Genomic DNA, 24478 nt, shown 5'->3' on the forward strand with positions numbered 1-24478 from the left:
CGGGTTGGGTATTCTAGAAAGCATTATCAACCCCAGTAGATGGAGTTCAAGCAGATGGAGATGGATGACAACAAACGTAGACGGAATATGATCCTCTACGTGCTCATCGCCTTCGTCGTCTACCTCGTGCTCTCGACCGTTCTGTTCCCCAACATCGGTCACACGCAGCAGATTACGAAGACCGATTACTCGACCTTTGTCAAAGCGCTCGATAAGAAGAGTGTCGACAAGGTCGAATACAATACGGACGATTACACGATTTATTACACCAAGAAGGGCGAGGACGAGAACATCGCCTACAAGACGACCGGTGTGCCAAACGATGCGGGCTTTACCGATCGCGTGCTTGAATCCGGCGCCTCGCTGGAATCTGTTGTCCCCGATAAGAACTCGGGTCTGATGACTTACTACCTGCTTACGCTCATTCTTCCCATGGCTATCTTCTTCCTCATCGGTTGGTGGCTCAATCGTCGCATGAAGAAGGCCATGGGCGATGACGGCCCGTCGATGAACTTTGGCGGCGGTGGTTTTGGCGGCGGCGGACTGGGCAAGTCCGGTGCTCGCGTTATCGCTTCCAAGGATGTGGGCGTGACCTTTAAGGACGTTGCTGGCCAGGAAGAGGCCAAGGAATCCCTTAAGGAGGTCGTCGACTTTCTGGAGAAGCCGCAGCGCTACGAGGAGATCGGCGCCAAGCTGCCGCGCGGTGCTCTTCTTGTCGGCCCTCCGGGTACCGGTAAGACCCTGCTTGCCAAGGCTGTGGCCGGCGAGGCCGGTGTTCCGTTCTTTAGCATTTCGGGCTCGGAGTTTGTTGAGATGTTTGTCGGTCGCGGCGCTGCTAAGGTGCGTGACCTGTTTAAGCAGGCCAAGGAAAAGGCCCCGTGCATCGTTTTTATCGATGAGATCGATACCATCGGCAAAAAGCGTGACGGCGGCGGCTTTAGCGGCAACGACGAGCGCGAGCAGACGCTCAACCAGCTGCTGACCGAGATGGACGGCTTCGATAACCACAAGGGTATTGTCGTTCTCGCTGCTACCAACCGACCCGACAGCCTTGACCCGGCCCTGTTGCGCCCCGGCCGTTTTGATCGTCGCATCCCCGTTGAGCTGCCCGACCTGACCGGCCGCAAGAACATCCTTGAGCTCCATGCCAAGAGCGTGAAGACGCAGCCCCCGATCGACCTGACTGCGATCGCCCGTGCCACGCCCGGCGCCTCGGGTGCCGACCTGGCCAATATCATCAACGAGGGCGCCCTGCGCGCCGTTCGCGAGGGTCGCAAGCGTGCAACCCAGGACGACTTCGAGGAGTCGGTGGAGGTCGTCATCGCCGGTCAGCAGCGCAAGTCCACGGTGCTGTCCGATCACGAGAAGCAGGTCGTTTCTTACCACGAAATCGGCCATGCCATCGTTGCCGCTCGCCAGAAGGGCTCTGCGCCGGTCACGAAGATTACCATCGTACCGCGCACGAGCGGTGCTCTGGGCTACACCATGCAGGTCGAGGAGGATGAGCGCTTCCTGACCACACGCCAGGAGGTCCTGGACAAGCTCGCCGTCTATTGCGGTGGCCGTGCAGCCGAGGAGCTCATCTTTGGTGAGATGACGACCGGCGCAGCCAACGATATCGAGCAGGCCACCAAGCTCGCCCGTAACATGGTGACGCGCTTTGGTATGTCCGATGAGTTTGGCATGATGGCACTCGGTACCGTTCAGAATGCGTACCTCAACCAGGACACGTCTCTCACCTGCGCCCCCGGTACGGCCGAGCGCGTGGACGCGATTGTCGCCAAGCTGATCGAGGATGCGCATGACCGCGCCCTGCAGATTCTCAAGGAGAACAAGTTTAAGCTCCACGAGCTGGCTCGTTATCTGTACAAGAAGGAGACGATCACGGGTGAGGAGTTTATGAATCTCCTCACGCGCGAGAACCCGCTGATGCCAAAGCAGCAGTAATACTAGTTGCACAGTGTCAATCGCCCCATTTGAGTGTCCATCTCAAATGGGGCGTTTTGCGTGGGGAGAGTTGTATATGAAGATCGTGGTAAGTGCCTGTTTGATGGGCGAGAGCTGCAAGTATAACGGGCTCGACAACTACCATCGCGAGCTGGTCGAGGCTTGCGAGCGTACGGGGACCGAGGTCCTGTTGGTATGCCCTGAGGTTTTTGGTGGCTTGCCTACACCGCGCAAGCCGTCCGAGATTGTGAACGGAGAGGTTCGTACCTGCGAGGGCGTGTCGGTTGATCGCGAGTTTCGCCAGGGTGCTCAACGTGCGCTCGATATGTGCGAGCAGGCGGGCGGCCCGTCCGAGATTGTTGCGTGCATTTTGCAGGATCGCAGTCCGTCGTGCGGCGTGGGCCATATCTACGACGGTTCCTTCAGCGGCACGCTCACAACGGGTAACGGTGTCTTCGTTGACCTGCTCCTGCGCCACGGCTACCGCGTGATCCCGGCAAGCGAATTCGATCCCAGCATGCTGGAACATTGTCCATAGCACTCGAACCCAACACTTCCTCACGGGTGACCGTTTTGGCATCATCCGTGAAGTTGATATTGAGTACGACCCGGTCATCAAAGACGTAGACCGAGTTGACAGGCGCCGTACCCAGGCAGCCCCTCCCCGCGGCCCTCACGCAGGAACGCGCACACGGCCTTCCCGTCTCTTGCGCCCCTCCCGGAACTGTCCACATCAGTGTAGCCAATCCAGTCCGCCAAGGGCTGCAGCCCGGACAACGCCGCGATGGAGGGCTTCTTCGGCCTGCTCAAGAGGGAGTTCTGGCACGGCAGGGACTGGTCGGGCTGGGCCCCCGCCCGCTTCATCGAGGAGCTCGGGGCCTGGATCGGCCGCTACAATACGGAGAGGCGCAGCGATGCGCTCGGCGGCCGCACGCCGGCCGAGTTCCGCGCCGCGCTGGGAAGGGCCGCGTAGCGGTCCAAGAAATCGTCCGCAGTCCCCATTCTTGCCCCTTTGGGACAGCTTCTTGTTGGGGCGTGCCCGCCCCAAACCCTGCTAGGAATGAGTACAGCAAACTGAAATATTCAAATTAGTCTTTGCAAATTACCTTTGAACATTCACCATCAATTACAATTCCCTGACGGTTGTTAATTGGGCATAGATTCAAATCCGAAAACTCAGTCATTATCTTCTCGGTAACTTTCTTAAATGGTGCTGTAAGATAATGCGGAAGAACATAGAAATCAATCAAATTAAGCCCTGCATCATCTTCTTGTGAGTAGTCCTCCGGCTTTTCATCCATTTGCTCGATATATTGGATGCTTGGAGCGCATACAATCGCACCTGCCGATTCACCAATCATCAGTTTTCCCTTTGCCAATTCTTTCTTCAACAGCTCATCCGTTCCCGTTTTACGGAGCTGGTCTATAAGGAAAAAAGAATTTCCGCCGGTAAAATAGATCACATCCGCATCTTCAAAAAGAGACTGTATCGTTGAATAAGCCTCCGTTGAAATATCAATTTCAGTTACGATTGCTCCCAACTTTTTGAATAATTTTCGAGCCGAGCCGACATAACCGGTGTAGCCTTCACGCAGCGAAGCTGTTGGAATAAATGCGACTTTTTTATTTTCAATTTCTTCCTTTATCAGACTTCCTACACTTGAAAAGTGAGAACATAAAAACAGTTTCATCAATATTCTCCTTTATATATAAATTCTTATTTGTTGAACTAAGCCGTGTATACCATACTCTCCAATGAAAGAACGCCCTGATATAGCGAAATTTTGCCGTTTTCCTGCGTACGTGCGTACACACTCCACAGGAATTCTAAGGGGCCTGCCCCCTTAGCACACGGACTTTGGAACAAAGTCTAGTGTGTTACGCCTTGCCAGAGGTGTACAGGCTCCCGGTATGCACGTACGAAGCAATTGCCATCAATGCGCCATATAAGTGGCGATCAAGTTCGCATAAAGCGACCTTGATCCCGCAAAACAAAAGGCAGGATACCATCACCACGATGATACCCTGCCTCTGTTCGTTTCTGTTTACCGTTCCGAGTACGAACTGAATGCTGGAGCAATATAAAACCACCACAAAGGTGCCTGTGAACTGCCTCCCATTTCTTGGACATCGGGAAATGGGAGGTTTTCCATGAGTATAGATCTCAGGTCGAAGCACGACCTGGAGTCCAGGAGGCGGGCCGTCGAGCTCTTCGACGCCGGCGTCGGCTGCAAGCCGGCGGCCGAGGCCCTGTCCGTCCCCCGCGAGACCGTGAGAGAATGGCAGTGGGTATACCGGGCGTTCGGAAGCGAGGCGCTGCTGTCCATGGACGGGAAGCAATCCAGTTACACATTCGAGCAGAGGGTCGCCGCGGCGTCGGCCGTGGTCGACGACGGGATGGCGAAGGCCGACGCCATGGCCGAGTTCGGGATCAGGTCGAAATCCCCGCTGGAGCGCTGGTGCAGGCTCTACCGCGAGGGCGGCGCCGAGGCGCTGCGGCCCCGCCCGAAGGGCAGACCGAGGGGGTCGAGGTCGAAACCCCGGGCCCGCACCCGCGAGCAGGAGCTCGAGGAGCGCTGCCGCAGGCTCGAGGCCGAGGTCGCCTACCTAAAAAATTGCGCGCCCTGGTCGAGCGGGACGGGCTCTGACCAGGGCGGCGGCCGAGGCGGTGAGGGCGCTGCGCGCGGAGGGGCACTCCCTGCGCCACCTGCTGGAGTGCTCGGGGCTCAGGAGGTCGACCTACTACTACGCGCTGGCGCACCCGCGGAGGCCGACCCGGCCCGAGCTGCGCGACGCCGCGGCCGAGATATTCTCGCGCACCGCCAACGGCTGCGGGCACCGGCAGATAGCCATGTGCCTGCGCGCCGAGCTGGGCGCGGTCGTGGCCGACAAGACCGTGCTCAAGATGATGCGCGAGATGGGCATCCGGTGCGGGATACGCCGCCGGGGCTCCCGCCGCCGGTACAGCTCCTACAGGGGGCTCGTGGGGAGCACGTTCGAGAACGTCATCGCGAGGGACTTCGGCGCCGAGGGGCCGTGGCAGAAGCTCGGCACCGACGTCACCGAGTTCAAGGTGGCCGGCGCCAAGGCCTACTGGGCCCCGGTGCTCGACTTCTGCACGAAGGAGATCGTGGCGAGCGACATATCGACCTCGCCGGACCTCGCCCAGCAGCACAGGATGCTCGACCGGCTCCTCGAGGCCCTGCCCGACGGGGCGGCGCCGACCATGCATTCGGACATGGGCTGGCAGTACCAGCACGAGTCCTACACCTCCAGGCTGGAGGGGGCGGGCATCACCCAGAGCATGTCGAGCAAGGGGAACTGCATCGACAACGCCACCACCGAGCAGCTCTTCGGCCACGTGAAGGACGAGTTCTACCGCGGCAGGGAGTGGGGCAGCTTCGGGGACTTCAAGCGCGACCTAGAGGGGTACATAGCCCATTGGAACACGCGGCGCAGGCAGGTAAGATTGAAGGGCCTGACGCCGGAGGAGTTCCGGAACCGGGCCCTTGCGGCGTAGTCGCTATTTATTCAGTCCAAGTTTCGGGGCGCAGTTCACTGTCCCCTTTGTGGTGGTTTTGGTAGGTTAGGCGAGGAGCGTGTGGCCGTAGGTGTTGGCAGCCTTGATGGCGGCGGCGAACTTTTCGTCGGTGAAGGGCCCGGGGTTTCCCTGCTTCCACTCGTTGGTGGTGTGCGCGTACTCGCACAGGGCGGGGATATCGGACTCGGAAAGCCCGACCTGCTCAAGCGTCACGGGCAGTCCCATCTGCTTGTTAAAGGCTGAGTAGCGCTCAAGGTTCTCGGTATCGCCCGTGTAGGCAAACAGCACCAGCACGCCCAGGCTCACGACCTCGCCATGCAGGTAGGTGCCCTCGCGCGGAATGCTGCAGGTGGCGTTGTAGAACGCATGCGCCACGCTCGAGTTGTAGTAGTAATCGTTTTGGTTGGTCAGGTTGGAGACGTAGCCCGTGTTGACCACGATATCGAGCGCGATCTGCTTGACGGCTTCGGTCGACAGGTTCTGGCGAACGTCCTCAAGACCCTGCACGCCATAGGTAAACAGCGGCTCGGAGCAGGTGTGTGCGAGCGCCAGGCCAAGACCTGCGGTGTGCTCCAGGTTGCCGGCGCTCGTGGCGTACTCGACCTCGGACTGCTTGGACAGGGCATCGCCCACGCCCGCCCAGAAGTACTCCGCCGGAGCCTCGGCGATGATCTTGGGGTTGATGAAGATGTGCGCGGGGCGGTTGGGGTACGAATAGCCCTCGAGCGAGCCGTCGTCGTTGTAGACAACGGCAATGGCGGTCGCGGCCGAGCAGTTGGAGCAGATCGTCGGTACCGTAAAGACGATCTTCTTGAGCTCGATGGCCGCCGTCTTGACGGTGTCGAGCGCTTTGCCGCCACCGCATGCGATGAGCACATCGGCCTCTCGGCAGGCGGGGGAGTTAACAAGCTTGGCGATATTGGCACGCGTGCTGTTGGTGCCGTAGACGCGTGTCTCCAGAATCTCGATGTCGGTGCCCTCCAGTGCCGCTTCGATACTGGGAAGCGCCGCGGCCAGTGCTCGTTTACCACCGATAATCGCGACCTTGGCCGCTCCGTACTCGTCCAGCGCGCCGGGCAGCTCGTCAAAGCAGTCCTCGCCGACGGTGTAGTCGCTCATTCCAATCGTGCGCATAGCAGCCTTCTTTCGTTAGATAAAGTGCTTTCAGGTATTTTGCTCCAAGTGAGTGCTTGCGACCGCGAGAAATTACTAAAGTATGAAACCGATGTTGAGGGTTTTTCGCCGGCGTTGACCGTGCTACCATACAGCGCATAAGCGTTGATGGGGACGAGTAGTCGGCCGTCCGTGTGCTACAGAGAACGGGGAGCGCTGAGAACCCGTGCATGCGACCGATGAAAATCACCCCGAAGCTGCGGTCCCAACGGACGCGCCGTACAGGCACGTCTTAGTAGACATCGCCGAGATGGTCGTCGATACAGGCCAGCCGAGTAACGGATGCGAGCGCGCTGTAATGCGGGTGAGGGCATCTAAGCTGGGTGGTTAAGCGAAGAGCTTTTGCGGGCAGACGGCCCGTTTTGTGGCGCTTCGTCCCAGCTTGCAGGGACGGGCGCTTTTTTTGGTGCCCAACGGGCGTGCGCGCCCACGACATGAAAGGGGTACCGTGGCAAACGAGTACAAGCAGACGATGAATCTGCCCAAAACCGGTTTTCCCATGCGTGCCGGTCTTTCCAAGTCCGAGCCCAAGCGACTCAAGGACTGGCAGGACAACAAGGTCTACGAGCAAGTTCTGAAGAAGAACGAGGGTCACAAGAAGTTCGTGCTGCACGACGGCCCTCCGTACGCCAACGGTCCGATCCACATCGGCCACGCCATGAACAAGATTTCCAAGGACATGATCAACCGCTACTGGATGATGCAGGGCTATGAGGTCCCCTATGTCCCTGGTTGGGACTGCCACGGCCAGCCGATCGAGCACAAGGTCGAGGAGAAGCTCGGCACCGAGAAGTTCAACCAGACCTCTACGGCTAAGATCCGTGAGCTCTGCAACGAGTTCGCCGTCGAGAACATCGAGCTGCAGAAGGCCGGTTTCCGTCGTCTGGGCGTGCTCGGCGACTGGGACAACCCCTACCTGACGCTCTATCACCAGCATGACGCCGCCGACATCGAGGTCTTCAAGGCCATGTTCGATAAGGGCATGATCTATCGTGGCCACAAGCCGGTTCACTGGTGCAAGCACTGCCACACCGCGCTGGCCGAGGCCGAGATCGAGTACTCTGACGAGACGAGCCCCTCCATCTTCGTTCGCTTTGAGATGACCTCTAAGCCCGCCGGCCTCGAGAACTTCGACGGCCCGGTCGACTTCATCATCTGGACGACCACGCCGTGGACCATCCCCTCCGACCAGGCAGTTTCCCTCAAGCCCGGCGCCGCCTATGTCGCCGTTGAGCACGAAGGTCGTGCCGAGGTCATGCTCAAGGACCTGGCTCCCAAGTGCTGCGAGGAGTTTGGCTGGGAGTACACCCCGGTTATGGTCGACGGCAAGCCCTACGTGGTTCCCGCCGAGACCTTCCACCACATTCACTACAAGCAGCCGATCTTTGACGGTGTCGAGGGCGTGGCACTGCTGGCCGATTACGTCGGTGTGGATGACGGTACCGGTATCGTCCACAACTCGCCCGGCCACGGCGTCGACGACTACTTCGCCTGCCTCAAGGAGGGCATCACCGACATCTGCATGCCGGTCGATGACGACGGCAAGTTCTACACCGGTGAGGAGTTTGGCACCGGTGGCCCCTTCAGCGGTATGGATACCGATGAGGCCAACCCGCACATCATTGAGTTCCTGCGCGAGCGTGGCACCCTGGTCCTCGAGAAGAAGATCACGCACAGCTATCCGCACTGCTGGCGCTGCAAGCACCCGGTGCTCTTCCGTGCTACCGACCAGTGGTTTGTCTCGATGGACAAGACCGGTTTGCGCGAGCAGGCTGGCAAGGAGGTCCGCGAGAACGTCAAGTGGTATCCGGCCCACGCGGCCAACCGCATCGGTGCCATGGTCGAGCAGCGTCCCGACTGGTGCATCAGCCGTCAGCGCAACTGGGGCGTGCCTATCCCCAGCTACACCTGCGCCGACTGCGGCGAGAAGGTCATGAACGACGCCACGCTCGACGCCGTCATCAAGCTCTTCCACGAGAAGGGCTCCGATGCCTGGTTCACCGACGCTCCCGAGAGCTACCTGGGCGAGGCCTGTGTCTGCCCCAAGTGCGGCGGTCATCACCTCAAGTCCGATAAGGACATCCTCGACGTGTGGTGGGACTCCGGCGTGTCCTGGAAGGCCGTCTGCGAGTACCGTCCCGAGCTGGAGTACCCGGCGGACGTGTATCTCGAGGGCTCCGACCAGCACCGTGGTTGGTTCCAGAGCTCGCTGCTCACCTCGGTGGGCGCCAACGGCCACGCTCCCTACAAGGCGGTCGTCTCGCAGGGCTTCACCCTCGATGGTCAGGGCCGCAAGATGTCCAAGTCGCTCGGCAACGTCATCGACCCCAACAAGGTCTGCGACGAGATGGGCGCCGACATCATCCGCCTGTGGGTTGCCTCCGTCGACACCAGTTCCGACGTTTCCATCGACCACGAGATTCTCGCTCGTACGTCCGACGCCTACCGTCGTTTCCGCAACACGCTGCGCTTCCTGCTCTCCGAGCTCGAGGGTCAGTTTGAGCCCGAGACCGACGGCGTCGCCTTTGCCGACCTGCTGCCGCTCGACAAGCTCATGGTTGCCCGCCTGACCCAGGTCCAGGCCGAGGTCGACGACGCCTACGCGAGCTACGAGTTCCCGCGCGCCTACCGTGCGCTCTACGACTTCGTGGTTACCGAGCTCTCCAACGTGTACCTCGACGCTCTGAAGGACCGTCTGTACTGCGACAAGCCCGGCTCGCTCGAGCGCCGCAGCGCTCAGACCGTGCTGGCCGAGCTCTTCTCGATGCTCATGCGCGACCTGCAGCCGATCCTGTCCTACACCGTCGACGAGGCCATGGCATATGCGCCCGCCGGCTGCGTCGACCACCAGAAGTACGCCGCGCTGCTCGATTGGTACAAGTCGCCCATCACGGTTGATGAGGCCAACGAGTTTGAGGGCGTGCTCGAGGCTTCTCTCGAGCTCCGTAGCGCCGTGACCAAGGCCCTTGAGGATGCCCGTTCTGCCGGCACCTTCACCAAGAGCCAGCAGGTCCGCGTCGAGGCGGTCGTTCCCGCCGAGATGTATGCGCTGCTGACCGGCGACAAGGCCGTCGACCTGGCCGAGTTCTACATCGTCTCCGATGTTGAGCTGACCCAGGGCGAGGAGCTCTCCGTTGCTATCGAGGCTGCCGAGGGCGAGTGCTGCGACCGTTGCTGGAACTACCGCACCACCGTCGGCGAGTACAACGGCCACGCTCACATCTGCGAGAGGTGTGCGAATGCCCTTTAAGGCACGGTAACTCGGCATTTTAGTTATAGGGAGAATTTGGGCGCCTTCGGCCCATTTGCTCCGCTGAATAAAAGCGGCATTCCGTTTTTCGGAATGCCGCTTTCGTTTTTAGCTGGTTATTTCGCTTGCGTTGGTGGATATGTCGTGCGTTCTGCGTGTGGCAATATAAGATGGTTAATTGCGTTAAACGTAATTCGATGTTTTTGAGGGTAGGGGATTGATTTGGGTCGTTCTGCGGATATGACGCCGCCTTTGCGTTGGCGGTTGGGTGTTGCTGGTAGCGTGGCGTTGGCCGTGCTGCTTGTTGACCAGCTGACCAAGCTTGCGGTTCGTGCCGTCGGCGATGCTCTGCATGTGACTATTATCCCCGGTGTGATCGACTTCCTTTTCGTGCGTAACATCGGTGCTGCCTTTAGCATGGGCGAGGGACATGGCCTCGCGTTTGCCGTGCTGGCGTTTGTCGTTATCGTTGCGATCGCGGTGTACTTGCTTCGCGCGCCCCAGCTTGCTCGCTTTGAGGTTGTGGGCATGGCTATGGTCGTGGGCGGCGCCATTGGCAATGCGATCGACCGTCTGGCTTTTGGCTTTGTGACCGATTTTATTGCCACCACCTTCATCGACTTCCCCGTCTTCAATGTTGCCGATATCGGCATTACCGTGGGCGTCGTGCTCGCCCTCTTTGGCTACATGTTCTTGAGCCCCGCGGCCCGTGAGGTCGATGCGACCGCCGAGCTTAACGCCCGTGACGAGGCCCGCGCCAAGCGCAAAGCCAAGCAGCGTGGGGAGCGTGCCCGCAAGATTCGCGAAAGGAATGAGCGCTAATGGCCGACATCCATATCCTTGTTGCCGATGATGCCGCTGCTCAGCGTCTTGACGCCTATCTAGGTGCCAACGACGGCTGTCCCACACGCTCTGCCTGCGCGCATCTGATTGAGGGCGGCGCCGTTGCCGTCAACGGCGAGACCTGCCTGTCCAAAAAGTACGCCGTGCGAGCCGGCGACCGTATTTCGGTCGATTTGCCCGAGCCGCACGACCCGACCGACGTGATTCCCGAGGCCATTCCCCTCGATATTCGCTACGAGGACGACTACCTTATCGTGCTCTCCAAGCAGCGCGGCCTGGTGTGCCATCCTGCGCATGGTCATGAGAGCGGTACGCTCGCGAATGCCCTGGTCTATCACTGCGGTATTGACCATCTGGGCACCGTGCAGGGCGAGGATCGCCCCGGCATCGTGCATCGTCTGGATCGCGACACTTCGGGCCTTATGCTTGCGGCGAAGGACGACGACACCCAGCGCGCGCTCCAAAATCTTATCCGTACGCGCACGCTCGACCGCCGCTATATTACGCTCGTTCACGGACATATCGCTATGGATGAGGGCACCATTAACACCGGCATTGCCCGTTCTACGCGTGACCGTGTCAAGATGGCGGTTTCGGACGATCCTTTCGCGCGCCAGGCCATTACGACCTTTAAGGTCCTCGAGCGCTTCGATTCCACGCGTTTTGACGACGGCTATACGCTCGTCGAGTGCCACCTGTTTACGGGCCGCACGCATCAGATACGCGTGCATATGCGCCATATCAACCACGCCTGCGTGGGCGATCCACTCTACGGCAAGTGCGATGCACGCGCCGATCAGGGGCTGACCAGGCAATTCCTTCATTCCTGGCGCGTCGCATTCGACCATCCCGTGACGGGGGAGCGCATTGAGTGCCGCGACGAGCTGCCGTGGGATCTCGCTGCGGTTCTTGACGACCTGGCCCCGCGCTCGCTTGGTCGCACCGCTGCCGGCGACGAGATCGTTCCTCAGCTCGGTCTTCTCGAAGCCTAGTCGGTATTAGGTGGTTTCTTGAACGCCCCTAGCCTGCGGTAAGATATACGGTTGTTTACGTAATGCGTTCCTGGGAGCCTGCATGCTCGCCTTTTTACAAACCAACACACCCATCGTGATCTTCAACCAGATTGTCGTCACGCTGCTCACGGTCTGCTTCTTGTACCAGGTGGTCTTCTTTGTCATCGGTGCTCTCCGCGGCGAGGTCGCGCCTCCCAAGGCCAAAAAGCTCCACCGGTATGCCTTCTTTATTGCAGCACACAACGAGGAGGCCGTTATCGCCAACCTCGTTCGCTCCATCAAGGACCAGGATTATCCGTCCGAGCTCATCGAGGTCTTTGTCGTCGCCGATGCCTGCACCGATAACACCGCGCAGCTCGCGCGCGAGGCGGGCGCTGTCGTGTACGAGCGAAACGACCTGGCCCGTAAAGGCAAGAGCTGGGTCATGGACTTTGGTTTCGACCGTATCCTTAACGAGTATCCCGACACCTTTGAAGGTTACTTTATCTTCGATGCCGATAATGTTATCGCCCGCGATTACGTGTCCAAGATGAATGATGCCTTTGACCAGGGCTTCCATGTGGTCACGAGCTATCGTAACTCCAAGAACTTCGGAAGCTCGTGGATCTCGGCAGCGAATGCCACTTGGTATCTGCGCGAGGCGCGTTTTCTCAACAACGCGCGCAACATCTGCAAGACGTCCTGCGCCGTATCGGGTTCGGGCTACCTTATCTCGGCTAGCGTTATTGAGGGCATGCACGGCTGGCAGTTCCATACGCTGACCGAGGATATTCAGTTCACCACGTTCTGCGCTATTCACGGCATTCGTATTGGCTATGCGCCGGCGGAGTTCTTTGACGAGCAGCCTGTGACGTTTAAGGCGTCCTGGAAGCAACGTATGCGTTGGACTAAGGGTTTCTACCAGGTGTTCTTTACCTACGGTAAGCATCTGGTCAAGTCGACCTTCCGCTATCATCGTTTTGCCGCCTACGACATGTTTATGACGATTGCCCCTGGTATGCTGTTATCGCTGATTTCGATGCTCGCCAACGCCACGTTCCTAATCGTCGGTGGTCTTTCGCATGGCTTTTTGGCTACCGAGGTCGAGATGCAGGCGTGTGCCGCTTCGCTCATCATGACCTTCGTCATGATGTATCAGACCTTCTTTATCCTGGCGCTGCTCACGACTATCTTCGAGTACAAGCACATCCATTGCGCGCAAAAGTGGCGCCTGGTGACCAACCTGTTTACCTTCCCGATCTTTATGTTCAGCTATATCCCCATCACGGTTGCCGCGCTGTTCCTGAAGGTCGACTGGGTGCCCACGCAGCACGCCGTTAACGTTACCCTCGACGAGGTCATGCAGGGCGCCAAGTAACCACGACCAGAACCACCACGAAGGGGACAGGCACCTTTGTGGTGGTTTCTGCTTTTGAGTGATTGCCCCGGGAGGTGTTCAATGGTCTATATTCCCTTTTGGATCTGCGCCTTTGCCGGTGCGGTGATTGATGTCCGTGAACGGCGGTTTCCCAACGCGCTTGCCGCCGCATGCGCCGTGGCGGCGTTTGCAGGCGTTTGGCTGGACAGGGGCTTGAACACGGCGCTTGACCACGCCGGTCCTGCCGTTATCGTGTACCTTTCCCTTGTGCTGACCGAGTCGCTTTGGCGGCGTTTCCGCCAGGCTCCCGGCATCGGCATGGGGGATGCCAAGGCGCTTTTCGCGCTTTGCACGCTCGACCCTCTGGGCGGCATCGTGGCATTTGCCGTTGCGCTCCTGGTCCTGGCCCTCTCCTGCCTCTTCACAAAATCGCGCTCCCTGCCATTGCTCCCGTTTTTGGTGCCGATATTTGCCATAATCGAGGTCGTGGGCTGGACATTGTAACCGATTGCGCATCCTTTTTAAGGAGCATGCCATGGCAACTAATCAAGAAACGGCCGTCATTAAGGCGCGCATGGACCGTATTCCCTCGGCGTTGTCGCCCGAACTTTTCGAGCGCATTGCCACCGATCGTGCTTCGGGCTATGTTAACCCGTATCGTTGCAACGACGATCAGGTCATTCGTCGTATTGATCGCGCCGCCGACAAAGGCACGCTTATGCGTCCGGCGTTTATGCGCGATACCGAAAAGATACTTCATCTTCCGGCGTACACCCGTTATGCAGGCAAAACGCAGGTCTTTAGCTTCCGTAGCAATGACGATCTGTCACGCCGCGGTTTGCACGTGCAGCTTGTCTCCCGCATTGCGCGCGATATCGGTCGCGCCCTGGGGCTCAATTGCGATCTGATCGAGGCGATTGGCCTGGGCCACGACTTGGGACACACGCCTTTCGGCCATGCCGGTGAGCGATTCCTCAACGATATCTACCACGAGCGTACGGGGCGTTATTTTTTCCATAACGTGCAGTCGGTCCGCGTGCTCGACGCGCTGTACGGCCGTAACGTGTCACTCCAGACGCTCGACGGCGTGCTATGCCATAACGGCGAGTACGAGCAGCGCGTGTTTGAATTGTCGGATATGGGCTCCTTTGACCAGTTCGATCAGGCGGTCGAGGACTGCATCGCCACGGGCTATGGCGCCATTGGGCACCTGCGTCCCATGACGCTCGAGGGCTGCGTCGTTCGCATCTCGGATATTCTTGCCTACGTCGGTCGTGACCGTCAGGATGCGATCGCGGCGGGTCTGCTTTCGCCCGACGCTTTTGACGATGGTCGGGGCGGCGCCTATAACAGCTGGATCCTCACGCACGCTTCCATCGATATCGTTGAGCATAGCTATGGTAAGCCGCGCATCGAGATGAGCGAGGACCTGTTTGAGGAAATTCGCCGAGCCAAGCGCGAGAACTACGAGAAGATCTATAGCAAGGGCGGTATCGAAGGCGATTCCGAGGAGGAGCTGCGTGAGGCGTTCGAAAAGCTCTACGACCGTTGCCTGCGGGATCTAAACAGTGGCGACGAGTCCTCTTATATCTTTAAGCACCATATTTCGCGCATTGAGCAGCAGCTTTCCTACTACGATCGTACCTATGCCTGGCAGGACGACAAGGATCAAGCCGTGGTGGATTACATCGCGAGCATGACGGACGGTTATTTCTGCGAGCTGACGAGCAAGCTGTTCCCGGGTCTAAAGTTTCCGCATCGTACCTATATTAACGAACGGTAGTTCGTATTTATTCGGTATACTGTTTGTGGAAAACGTTTTTGATTGATGCACGGGATGGCTATGGACGACCTTTTTTCTGCTTCGACGCGCGAGCGTTCCTTTCAGAATGCGCCGCTTGCGGTGCGCATGCGCCCCAATTCGCTCGACGAGTATGTGGGCCAGCAAAAGGCCGTCGGTAAGGGCTCATGGTTGCGTGCCGCGATCGAGCACGACGTGCTTTCGAGCGTGATTCTGTACGGGCCGGCCGGTACGGGTAAGACGACGCTGGCCCACATTATCGCCAACCATACCAAGAGCGAGTTTGTCGAGGTCAGCGCCGTGACGGGCACCGTAAAGGACTTGCGCCGCGTGATTGACGAGGCCAAGACGCGCCTGAATACGTACGACCGCCGCACCATTCTATTCATCGATGAGATTCACCGCTTCTCTAAGTCGCAGCAGGATGCCCTGCTGCATGCAGTTGAGAACCGTACCGTCATTATGATTGGCGCTACGACGGAGAATCCGTACTTCGAGGTCAACTCGGCGCTGCTCTCACGTGGTCGAGTCGTGGAGTTTGAGCATTTAAAGGATGAGGATATCGCCATGCTTATCGAGCGTGCGCTCGAGGCACCTCAGGGCCTGAACGGCAAATTCTCGGCCGATGATGATACGGTCAAGACCATTTGCACGCTGGCAGCGGGTGATGCACGCTCGGCCCTGACGACGCTTGAGTTGGCGAGCGAGATTGCCGTCACGCGTCCCGATACCGAGGGGACGCCGGCTCCGGCGGCGGGGGAGCGGTATCCCATCACGGTCGACGATGTGAAGATCGCCAATCCGCGCCGTGGGTTTTCGTATGACAAAAACGGTGACATGCACTACGACATTATCAGTGCGTTCATTAAGTCCATGCGCGGCAGCGACCCCGATGCCACCATTTATTGGCTCGCGCGCATGATCGATGCAGGGGAGGATCCTAAGTTTATTGCACGCCGTATTATGATTCAGGCTTCTGAGGATGTTGGCAACGCCGATCCGCAGGCGCTTTTGGTGGCGCATGCCGCGTTTAAGTCTGCCGAGGTCATTGGCTATCCCGAGTGTCGCATTAACCTGGCTCAGGCTGCACTCTATGTGTGCTTGGCGCCTAAATCCAACGCGTGTGAGGCTTCAATCGATGCGGCGCTGGCCGATATCCATTCTAGTGGGCTTCGCGAGGTGCCGAGTTATCTACGCGATCGCCATCGCCCGGGCAGCGATGAATACGGTGTGTATAAGTATCCGCACGATTATCCCGAAGGCTGGGTCGACCAGCGCTATTTGCCCGAAGGCTTAGAACGCGGTGCATTTTGGCAGCCTGCCGGCCGCGGTTGGGAAGAATGGCGCGTAGAGCAAAGCGAACGCGACCGCAGCGGGAATGCACCGAAGTAGCTGCTGATAATTTTGTCCCACGTTGCTGCTCTTGGCATGTTCGGTCCCCTTTGGGGTACCATGGAAAGCGTTTGTATTTCGATTCCTTTGGGAGGCTTGTATGAGTCCCATTCAAATCGCCTTGCTGCTGCTCGCCGTTGCCGGCGTGTGGGCTATCGTTGAGCTTGCGCTCACCCTGCGTAAAACCCGCACCGTTGTCGACTCGCTCGACAAGACGGTAACCGACCTCAATAATACGATTGCCGAGGCGCAGCCCGTGGTGGCAAAGCTTGATGGTGCCGTTGACGAGCTTACGCCGGCACTTGCCCAGATGGAGCCGCTCCTCAAGTCGAGCAAGACTGCCATTGACGCCCTGACGTCCAACCTCGTTGAGGTTGAGGCGGTAGTTCGCGACATCTCCGAGGTCACGGGCAGTATGGCCGAGGCCAGCAATGCCGTATCGAGCGTGACAGATTCTGCGGCCGGCGCCGTGCAGAAGCTCTTCAATAAGGTGAAGGCTCCTGCAGCCGACGCCGATCGTAAGCTAGCCGCTGCCGCCGCCGAGGCCGAGCAGCCTACCGAGCGCGTTCTGATCGGTGAGGCTGAGGACGAGGCCGCCGATGGTGCGGATGCGGCTCAGAAGCCCGCAGCCAAGCCGGCTCAGTATTACACCTATACGCCCGCCGAGTCCTCTGAGGAGTCCTGCGATGAGTAGCGAAGCAACCTTCCCCATCACGCTGACCGTTGCCGGCGACCCGCGTCTCGCTCGCCTTGTGCGCATGACGGCAGCCAACGTTGGTGCCCTGTGCTCCATGTCTGTCGATCGCATCGAGGACATCCGCATGGCTGCCGAGGAGGCTTTCATCTTTGGGTGCACCGCGGTCGACTGCGACGACATCACCATCAAATTCGATGTCGATGAGACTCACGTTGGCATGACTATTACCTTTGGAGACCAGGCTACGGTTGATGAAAACGACCAGGCTGCGGTGTATGCCGAGCTCATCCTCGCGAGCGTGTGCGATTCCTACGAAAAGACTGCGGCGCCCCTGACGCTTTCCCTCGATCTCAAGGCGGATATCTAATATGACCGAACGTTCCCGGAGCGGCAAGACCGCTTGGGACAAGGAGAAAACCCGCGAGCTGTTTCGTCGCTACAAGGAGACCGGTGATCCGGACGCCCGCGAGCAGCTCGTCATGTCCCATATGAACCTGGTAAGGTTCCTTGCCAACAAATTTAAGAATCGCGGCGAGCCGCTCGACGACCTGATGCAGGTTGGCTATTTGGGCCTGCTCAAGGCAATCGACCGCTTTGACCCTGAGCGCGGACTCGAGTTCACCACGTTTGCCACGCCCACCATCTTGGGCGAGATCAAGCGTCACTTCCGTGACAAGGGCTGGAGCGTGCGCGTGCCTCGTCGCCTGCAGGAGCTTTCTGCCAAGGTTAACCAGGCTACCGACAAGCTTACCAACGAGTTGCAGCGCTCGCCCAAGGTCGAAGAAATCGCTGAGTACCTGGACGTGACCGTCGACGAGGTCCTGGAGGCCATGGAATCGTCGTCGGCCTATACGTCGGTGCCCATCGAGGCTCCCGGAGCGTCCGATTCCGACGATGCGCCCTCGATTCTTGACCGTTACGCCGACGACGACAACGAGCTCGACTTTACCGATGACCGCCTGGTGATCGAGGAAGCCATCCGCGATTTCTCGCCGCGCGAGCGTGAGGTTATCGAGCTGCGCTTTGTGAAGGGCATGACCCAGATCGAGATCGCCAAGAAGCTGGGCATCTCGCAGGTGCAGGTCTCGCGCCTGCTGCGCCGCACCCTCAAGAAGATTCAGGATAAGATCGACCCCGACGGAGTGATGGTTCGTTCATGAGTGAGCACCCCCAACAAATCGACCGCACGCTTCGCGATACCCGCATTCTGACGCTGCGCATTTGGGGCGTCGTCGGCTGCATTGTCATCGCTGCCGTTATCTTCAACCTTATGGGCATCCTGGCACCGGTCATCGAGTTTCTCGCTGTCGGTTCCATCATCGCTTTTGTGATGTCTCCGATCACCAACTGGCTCGAGCATCACGGCGTCGGACGTGGCCTCGGTTCGCTCATCGCACTCATTGTGGTTGTTGCCGTGCTCGTCGGCGTCGTCTGCATCCTATCGCCTATTTTGCTCGGTCAAATCATGGAAGTCCTGAGCCGCCTGCCCGAGCAGCTTCGTGTTGCGGGTGGCGATCTCAACGAGATGCTCTCGCACGCTAAGACGCTCAACAACACGCCGCTCAAGGAGTATCTGGACGACAATCTTTCTTCGTTGGTTACCGTAGCGTCCAAGTACGTCTCGCAAATCGCTGCTGAGCTCGGCCGCGGTGTGTTTCCGCTCATTACCAACACGGCCTCGCAGCTGTTCGTCATCTTCCTGGGTCTGGTGCTTGCCTACTGGCTTGCCTGCGATTATCCCCGCATGCACCACGAGGTCTGCACCATCATCGGGCAGGAAAAGGAGACCTCGTACCGCTTTATGGTGGCCATCCTTTCGCGTTCGGTCGGCGGCTACATGCGTGGCATGGTCATCACATCGATCTGTGGCGGTTTTCTTGCCTTTATTGGTTTTACGATCATCGGCCATCCGTATGCAGCACTCATGGCTATCTTTACCGGCATTATGCACCTGGTTCCGGTTGTCGGTCCCTGGGTGAGTGCGGCGATCGCCACGGTGCTCGGCTTTATGTTCAGCCCCATGCTGGCGTTGTGGACGCTTGTCGTGACCATGGTGGCTCAAAACGTCACCGATAATGTCATTTCGCCTAAGGTCATGCAGAGCTCGGTGCAGGTGCATCCCGTTATGAGCCTGACGGCTCTCGTTATCGGTTCGGCACTCATGGGTCCCATCGGCATGGTTATCGCCATTCCGCTGTGCGCGGCCCTCAAGGGCATCTTCGTCTACTACTTTGAGAACGAGACCGGCCGTCAGCTCGTGGCATACGACGGCGCCGTGTTTAAGGGCACTCCGTATCGCGATACCGAGGGTAACCCAGTTGCCGCCTACGACGCGCTTGGCGACGATACGTTCATCTACGAGTCCGAACTCATCGGCAACGAGACCGCTCCCGAGGCCCAGGCAATGCCCAAGCCCGAGCTCGATAATCCCTGGATTAAGCTCTCAGGCCTACAGCCCGACGCGACGGGTTTCTTTAAGAACCCCTTTGCCAAGGACGACGACACAAGCTCTGACGACGACACCAAAACCGGCATCGACGGCTCCATGGACGATTCGGATTCCAAATAGGCCCTGTTAGCGTTTCTTGATGTTGTAAATAACAATAAACGCGATCAAAGCGATTGATAAGGGGCCAGCCACATAGAAAAAGATGGTGTCAATTGCGCTTAGGGTGTAATACGCTTTATCGCCAGATGTTACTGCGTACAATGCGTAGCCAAATCTCGGCTGGTTCACATACCAGCTCGAGTAAGCGAAGATTGCTAAAAGGGCTACTGAGGTTAGTGCATTCACGACAAACCGTTTGCTATTCATTGATCGCTCCTTCCGGACGATTCCTATATGAAATTTTACCAAAATCATTTTTTTCAAAGTATTTGACAGACCATAATAACGTGCACTTTCGCTGAAGGGTCGCTGTTTGGCGGCCCTCTTTTTTGCACAGGCGCGGTGGGATGGTAATATCGTTACGTTTGAACTGTTTCGATGTGAAACCGAGGAGATTCCCTCTATGAGTGCTGACTACCCGTCAATGACTACGGCCGAGATTCGCTCCAAGTTCCTCAACTTCTTTGAGGAGCGCGGTCTTAAGCTCTATCCTTCTTCGTCCCTCGTCCCCGACGATCCTTCGCTGCTGCTTGCCAACGCCGGCATGAACCAGTTTAAGGAGTACTACCAGGGCAAGAAGACCATGAAAGAGATCGGCGCGATCTCCTGCCAGAAGTGTGTCCGCACCAACGACATCGACTGCATCGGTGAGGACGGCCGTCACCTGTCCTTCTTCGAGATGCTCGGCGACTTCTCCTTTGGCGGCGTCTCCAAGCAGCAGGCCTGCGCTTGGGCCTTTGAGCTCATTACCAAGGAGTTCAAGCTGCCGCTCGATCGCCTGTACTTCACCGTCTTTACCGAGGACGACGAGACCCATGACGTGTGGCGCTCCCTGGGCGTTGCCGAGGATCACATCTCCCGCCTGGGCGAGGACGACAACTTCTGGGCCGCTGGCCCCACCGGCCCCTGCGGTCCGTGCTCCGAGATCTACTTTGACATGGGCGAGGAGGTCGGCTGCGGCAGCCCCGACTGCAAGCCCGGCTGCGACTGCGACCGCTTCCTGGAGTTCTGGAATCTCGTCTTTACCCAGTACGACCGCCAGGAGGATGGCTCCATGCCGGAGCTGCCGCACCGCAACCTCGATACGGGCATGGGTCTGGAGCGCATGGCCGCCATCATGCAGCACAAGACCGCTAACTACGACGGCGATCTGATGCAGCACCTCATCAAGCTGGGCGAGAAGATCAGCGGCAAGACCTATGACGCCGACGATTACTCCGGTGCTAGCCGCTCCCTGCGCATCATCGCAGATCACTCTCGTGCCGTCGACTTTATGATCTCGGACGGCATTCTCCCCGGTAACGAGGGTCGCGAGTACGTCCTTCGCCGCCTGCTCCGCCGCGCCGTGTTCCACGGTCGCCTGCTGGGCATCGAGGGCGCCTTCCTGACCAAGTTCATTGACGAGGTCAACGCCCAGATGGGCGAGGCCTATCCCGAGCTGCTCAAGAACGTCGCGCTCGTTAAGGGTATCGTCGCTTCCGAGGAGGAGCGTTTCTCCACGACGCTCGACAACGGCCGCGTCTACCTGGATGAGGCTCTGGCCGCGCTTGCCGAGGGTGCTGTCCTTCCGGGCGACGTCGCCTTTAAGCTGCATGACACCTTTGGTTTCCCCATTGACCTGACCGTCGAGATTGCCGGCGTCGCTGGCCACGACGTCGATATGGACGGCTTCACCGCTTGCATGGAGGACCAGAAGGCCCGCGCTCGCGCCAACGTCAAGGGCGATGCTTGGGGCAGCTTCAACGACGTGTGGGTCGAGCTTTCCGACAAGGTTGCCGCGACCGAGTTCGACGGCTATGACAACGATGTGATCGAGGGTGCCAAGGTTGTCGCCATCGTTCGCAACGGCGAGTCCGTCGAGTCTGCTTCCGTCGGTGAGGACGTCGAGGTCGTGCTCGACCGCACCCCGTTCTACGCCGAGATGGGTGGCCAGCAGGGCGATGCCGGTGAGCTTTCCGCCGAGGGCGTTGCGCTGACTGTTGCCGACACCAAGAACCACAATGGCCTGTATGCTCACGTCGCGCACGTTGCCGAGGGCACACTGACCGTCGGTGCTACCGTGACAGCCGCGCTCGACGCCGAGCGCCGTGGCTTCCTGCGCCGCAACCACACTGCCACGCACCTGCTCGACGCCGCGCTTAAGCAGGTCCTGGGCGAGCATGTCTCCCAGGCTGGCTCGTTGGTGACGCCCGAGCACCTGCGCTTTGACTTCACGCACTTCGAGGCCCTGTCCTCCGAGCAGCTCAAGGCTGTCGAGGACCTGGTCAACCAGCGGATCTTCGCTTCCAAACCGGTCGTGACCCGCGTCATGGGCATCGACGAGGCCAAGGCCGCCGGTGCTGTCGCCCTCTTTGGCGAGAAGTACGGCGACGTCGTCCGCGTCGTCTCCGTGGGCGCCGAGGATCAGCCGTTCTCCCGTGAGCTCTGCGGCGGTACGCATGCCGCCAATACTGCCGAGATCGGCCTGTTCAAGATCATTTCCGAGTCCTCTACGGGCTCCAACGTCCGCCGTATCGAGGCCGTGACCTCCAAGGGCGCTCTCGACTACATGGCCGACCGCCTGGCGCTCGTTGACGCCGCTGCCGCTGCGCTCAAGTGCCGTGTTGACGAGGTTCCCGCCCGCGTGGAGAACCTGCAGGCCGAGCTGCGCGAGACGTCCAACAAGCTCAAGAAGGCACTCACCGGTGGCTCCTCCGACGCTATCTCTGGCGCCATCGAGGGCGCTGTCGAGCTCGACGGCTACAAGCTCGTCGTCGCTGAGCTTCAGGGTCTTGAGGCTGCTGACCTGCGCAATGTGTGGGATACCGTGCACCAGAAGGTTGCCGGCCCCGTCGCCTGCGTCGTTGCCAGCGTTACCGAGAAGGGCACCCCGGCCCTGCTCGCCGCCGGCTCCGATGACGCCGTGAAGGCCGGTTTCCACGCCGGCAACGTGATCAAGCAGATCGCGGGCCTGGTCGATGGTCGCGGTGGCGGTCGTCCCAACATGGCCCAGGCCGGTGGCAAGAATGCTGCCGGTATCGCCGATGCCCTCGCGGCCGCCAAGACCGCGCTCGGCGCCTAAGAACCTAAGTAGTCGCTGTGGTCGCGCTCGCACTGGACATAGGGGAGACCAGGATTGGCATTGCCGTCTCGAGCCGTGATGGCAAGATGGCGATGCCTGTCAAGGTGCTTCCGGCTGCCGAGGTCACTGGTATGGCAAAGACGTTTCGCTACCTGGTCGAGGACTATGAGCCCGATATCCTGGTAAGTGGACGTCCCTTGACCATGGCAGGTGAGCCCGGCCCCCAGGCCGAGCGCGTCGCCGCAGTGGCCCAAAAGATTGCCGACGAGCTCGAACTTCCGCTGGAGTTTGAGGACGAGCGTCTGTCCTCGCAGGAGGCCAAGCGAATCCTGCGAGAGCAGGGACTCAACGAAAAGCAGATGAGGGGCAAGATTGACATGATCGCCGCCAGCCTGTTCTTGCAGACATGGCTCGATCGTAAAAACGAGGAGGTTTCGCATGCCTAGCGCTTCCGATCCGCGCCAGCAGAATCGTACACGGCAGCCTGCGCCGCGCCCTGCTCAGCCTGGCCAGCGCCCGGCGCAGCCGACGCAGCGTTCGGCTCAACCTGCTCAGCGTGCCGCTCAACAGCCCGCAGCTCGTCCCGCGCAGCCCGCTGGCGGCGCTCGTTTTAAGCAGCAGGCTCCTGCCCAGCGCACGCAGGGGCAGGCCCGGCAATCACGCCCCCACGCACATCATGCTCATGGCTCGCACGGCGTTGCTCCGGCCACGCGCTCGAGCTATAACACGCATGCCCGCCGTGGCGTCCAAAAGAAAAGCTCTCCGGTGCCTATGATTATCGGTGGCGTCATCGCCGTGCTTGCGCTTGTCGCGATCGTTTTCTTTGTTGTGCCGGCCGTCAAGGGCTTCTTTGCCGGCGAGGATGCGAAAGTCGCTGCTGGCCAGCAAGTTACTATTACGATTCCCGATGGCGCCTCGGGTGATGCCATCGCTTCGATTCTCTCCGAGAACCATATCGTCGAAGACCCCAAGGATTATTACGCGGCGGTCAAAAAGCTCAATGCCGATATGTCGCTTAAGCCTGGCACCTACTCGTTTACCACGCTCATGGACGCGACCAAGGTTGTTCAGCAGCTCATGGAAGGCCCCAATGCGGGCTCCGATGCACTGACTATCCCTGAGGGCCTGACGGTCGACCAGGTCGCCGATCGTGTGGCCGCGGCATACGACAGCATTTCTAAGGAAGATTTCCTTAACCAGGCCAAGGCGAGCAATTATGTGAATGATTACGCTTTCCTTAAAGACGCTGCAAACGATTCACTCGAGGGCTTCCTATTCCCCAAGACCTATTCGTTGGGTAAGGACCCTTCTGCCGATGATGTGATTCGCGCCATGCTTGACCAGTTCAACACCGAGTACAAGTCGCTTGACTTTGCGAGCTGTGAGGCCATGATCAAGGAGCGCTATGGCGTGGAGATGTCCGATTACGACATCGTTAACCTTGCCTCGATCGTCGAGCGCGAGGGCCTCAACGCCGATCAGCGCGCGCATGTGGCATCGGTTTTCTATAACCGTCTGGCGGGCAAGCTCGATGGCCTGCGTTACCTCAATAGCGATGCGACCATGATGTATGTCACCGGCGGAGAGGTTACCGCCGACGACCTGCAGAGCGATAGTCCGTATAACACCTATAAGCACGAGGGCCTGCCGCCCACGCCCATCTGCTCTCCGTCGCTCGAGGCGCTCAAGGCCACCCTTGAGCCGACCGACTCCGATGACCTGTATTTCTACATTACGCAGGACGAGGAGTACTTCTCGCAAACCTACGAAGAGCATCAACAGTCTTGGAATTAGC

Annotated in this window: 21 protein-coding genes and 1 pseudogene; 19 read left to right on the plus strand and 3 right to left on the minus strand. The window is 59.2% G+C overall.

Annotated elements, in window-relative coordinates:
* Positions 1–54: 54 nt before the first annotated feature.
* The 3 genes from ftsH to DXD24_RS06965 all read left to right on the plus strand — a co-directional run bounded on the left by ftsH (position 55) and on the right by DXD24_RS06965 (position 2920).
* Entirely contained in the window at positions 55–1947 is a 1893-nt protein-coding gene (gene ftsH, locus DXD24_RS06950) for an ATP-dependent zinc metalloprotease FtsH (RefSeq protein ID WP_198019956.1), read from the plus strand.
* A 76-nt stretch (positions 1948–2023) separates the two neighbouring features.
* Positions 2024–2485, plus strand: a complete 462-nt coding sequence (locus tag DXD24_RS06955) for a DUF523 domain-containing protein (protein WP_117564140.1) — start codon at positions 2024–2026, stop codon at positions 2483–2485.
* Positions 2486–2692: 207 nt separating this feature from the next.
* Positions 2693–2920 carry an integrase core domain-containing protein gene (locus tag DXD24_RS06965; RefSeq protein WP_255413152.1) on the plus strand — a complete coding sequence of 76 codons (228 nt, stop codon included), beginning with the start codon at positions 2693–2695 and terminating at the stop codon, positions 2918–2920.
* A 115-nt stretch (positions 2921–3035) separates the two neighbouring features.
* Here DXD24_RS06965 and DXD24_RS06970 read toward each other — a convergent pair whose 3' ends face one another.
* The gene (locus tag DXD24_RS06970; RefSeq protein ID WP_117564137.1) at positions 3036–3638 is read right to left on the minus strand and encodes a Type 1 glutamine amidotransferase-like domain-containing protein; all 603 of its coding nucleotides are present in this window, start codon (positions 3636–3638) and stop codon (positions 3036–3038) included.
* 724 nt (positions 3639–4362) lie between these two features.
* On the opposite strand from DXD24_RS06970, the pseudogene DXD24_RS10265 reads away from it, so the two are divergent.
* Both DXD24_RS10265 and DXD24_RS06980 read left to right on the plus strand, forming a co-directional pair.
* Positions 4363–4410 (plus strand): annotated as a pseudogene (locus DXD24_RS10265) (hypothetical protein); the annotation flags it as partial.
* Positions 4411–4615: 205 nt separating this feature from the next.
* A complete protein-coding gene (locus tag DXD24_RS06980) occupies positions 4616–5467 on the plus strand; it encodes an IS3 family transposase (protein WP_199407894.1) in 852 nt (283 codons plus the stop codon).
* Between the two features lie 66 nt (positions 5468–5533).
* On the opposite strand, the gene DXD24_RS06985 is transcribed toward DXD24_RS06980, so the two are convergent.
* Positions 5534–6622 carry an iron-containing alcohol dehydrogenase family protein gene (locus DXD24_RS06985; protein ID WP_117646448.1) on the minus strand — a complete coding sequence of 363 codons (1089 nt, stop codon included), beginning with the start codon at positions 6620–6622 and terminating at the stop codon, positions 5534–5536.
* 511 nt (positions 6623–7133) lie between these two features.
* On the opposite strand from DXD24_RS06985, the gene ileS reads away from it, so the two are divergent.
* The 11 genes from ileS (at position 7134) to DXD24_RS07040 (ending at position 19583) form a co-directional block, all read left to right on the plus strand.
* A complete protein-coding gene (ileS, locus tag DXD24_RS06990; protein WP_369831492.1) occupies positions 7134–9911 on the plus strand; it encodes an isoleucine--tRNA ligase in 2778 nt (925 codons plus the stop codon).
* Between the two features lie 222 nt (positions 9912–10133).
* The gene (gene lspA / locus DXD24_RS06995) at positions 10134–10733 is read left to right on the plus strand and encodes a signal peptidase II (RefSeq protein WP_233502351.1); all 600 of its coding nucleotides are present in this window, start codon (positions 10134–10136) and stop codon (positions 10731–10733) included.
* Complete coding sequence (locus DXD24_RS07000) at positions 10733–11746, plus strand: RluA family pseudouridine synthase (protein ID WP_117564133.1); 1014 nt, start codon at positions 10733–10735, stop codon at positions 11744–11746. Before lspA ends, DXD24_RS07000 begins: the two co-directional genes overlap by 1 nt.
* A gap of 82 nt (positions 11747–11828) precedes the next feature.
* Complete coding sequence (locus DXD24_RS07005) at positions 11829–13124, plus strand: glycosyltransferase family 2 protein (protein ID WP_117564132.1); 1296 nt, start codon at positions 11829–11831, stop codon at positions 13122–13124.
* 81 nt (positions 13125–13205) lie between these two features.
* Entirely contained in the window at positions 13206–13628 is a 423-nt protein-coding gene (locus tag DXD24_RS07010) for a prepilin peptidase (protein WP_089571722.1), read from the plus strand.
* Positions 13629–13659: 31 nt separating this feature from the next.
* Positions 13660–14907 (plus strand): deoxyguanosinetriphosphate triphosphohydrolase family protein, encoded by a 1248-nt coding sequence (locus DXD24_RS07015; RefSeq protein ID WP_117564131.1) that lies wholly within the window; start codon positions 13660–13662, stop codon positions 14905–14907.
* Between the two features lie 60 nt (positions 14908–14967).
* The gene (locus tag DXD24_RS07020) at positions 14968–16317 is read left to right on the plus strand and encodes a replication-associated recombination protein A (protein WP_199407893.1); all 1350 of its coding nucleotides are present in this window, start codon (positions 14968–14970) and stop codon (positions 16315–16317) included.
* 100 nt (positions 16318–16417) lie between these two features.
* A complete protein-coding gene (locus DXD24_RS07025) occupies positions 16418–17011 on the plus strand; it encodes a hypothetical protein (RefSeq protein ID WP_117564129.1) in 594 nt (197 codons plus the stop codon).
* Positions 17004–17381, plus strand: coding sequence for an ATP-binding protein (locus tag DXD24_RS07030; RefSeq protein WP_117646449.1), 378 nt, complete (start codon positions 17004–17006; stop codon positions 17379–17381). Before DXD24_RS07025 ends, DXD24_RS07030 begins: the two co-directional genes overlap by 8 nt.
* A gap of 1 nt (position 17382) precedes the next feature.
* The gene (locus DXD24_RS07035; RefSeq protein WP_117564127.1) at positions 17383–18174 is read left to right on the plus strand and encodes an RNA polymerase sigma factor SigF; all 792 of its coding nucleotides are present in this window, start codon (positions 17383–17385) and stop codon (positions 18172–18174) included.
* On the plus strand, positions 18171–19583 hold the full coding sequence (locus DXD24_RS07040; RefSeq protein WP_117564126.1) for an AI-2E family transporter: 1413 nt from the start codon (positions 18171–18173) through the stop codon (positions 19581–19583). The genes DXD24_RS07035 and DXD24_RS07040 overlap by 4 nt, the downstream gene beginning before the upstream one ends.
* A gap of 6 nt (positions 19584–19589) precedes the next feature.
* On the opposite strand, the gene DXD24_RS07045 is transcribed toward DXD24_RS07040, so the two are convergent.
* On the minus strand, positions 19590–19829 hold the full coding sequence (locus tag DXD24_RS07045) for a hypothetical protein (RefSeq protein WP_117564125.1): 240 nt from the start codon (positions 19827–19829) through the stop codon (positions 19590–19592).
* A 196-nt stretch (positions 19830–20025) separates the two neighbouring features.
* On the opposite strand from DXD24_RS07045, the gene alaS reads away from it, so the two are divergent.
* The 3 genes from alaS to mltG are packed head-to-tail and all read left to right on the plus strand — an operon-like array spanning position 20026 to position 24477.
* Positions 20026–22683, plus strand: coding sequence for an alanine--tRNA ligase (gene alaS, locus DXD24_RS07050; protein ID WP_117646450.1), 2658 nt, complete (start codon positions 20026–20028; stop codon positions 22681–22683).
* Positions 22684–22700: 17 nt separating this feature from the next.
* The gene (ruvX, locus tag DXD24_RS07055) at positions 22701–23129 is read left to right on the plus strand and encodes a Holliday junction resolvase RuvX (protein ID WP_089571740.1); all 429 of its coding nucleotides are present in this window, start codon (positions 22701–22703) and stop codon (positions 23127–23129) included.
* On the plus strand, positions 23122–24477 hold the full coding sequence (mltG, locus tag DXD24_RS07060; RefSeq protein WP_233502352.1) for an endolytic transglycosylase MltG: 1356 nt from the start codon (positions 23122–23124) through the stop codon (positions 24475–24477). The genes ruvX and mltG overlap by 8 nt, the downstream gene beginning before the upstream one ends.
* Position 24478 lies beyond the last annotated feature (1 nt).

This window comes from Collinsella sp. TF12-2AT (assembly GCF_003436735.1).
Classification (GTDB): domain Bacteria; phylum Actinomycetota; class Coriobacteriia; order Coriobacteriales; family Coriobacteriaceae; genus Collinsella.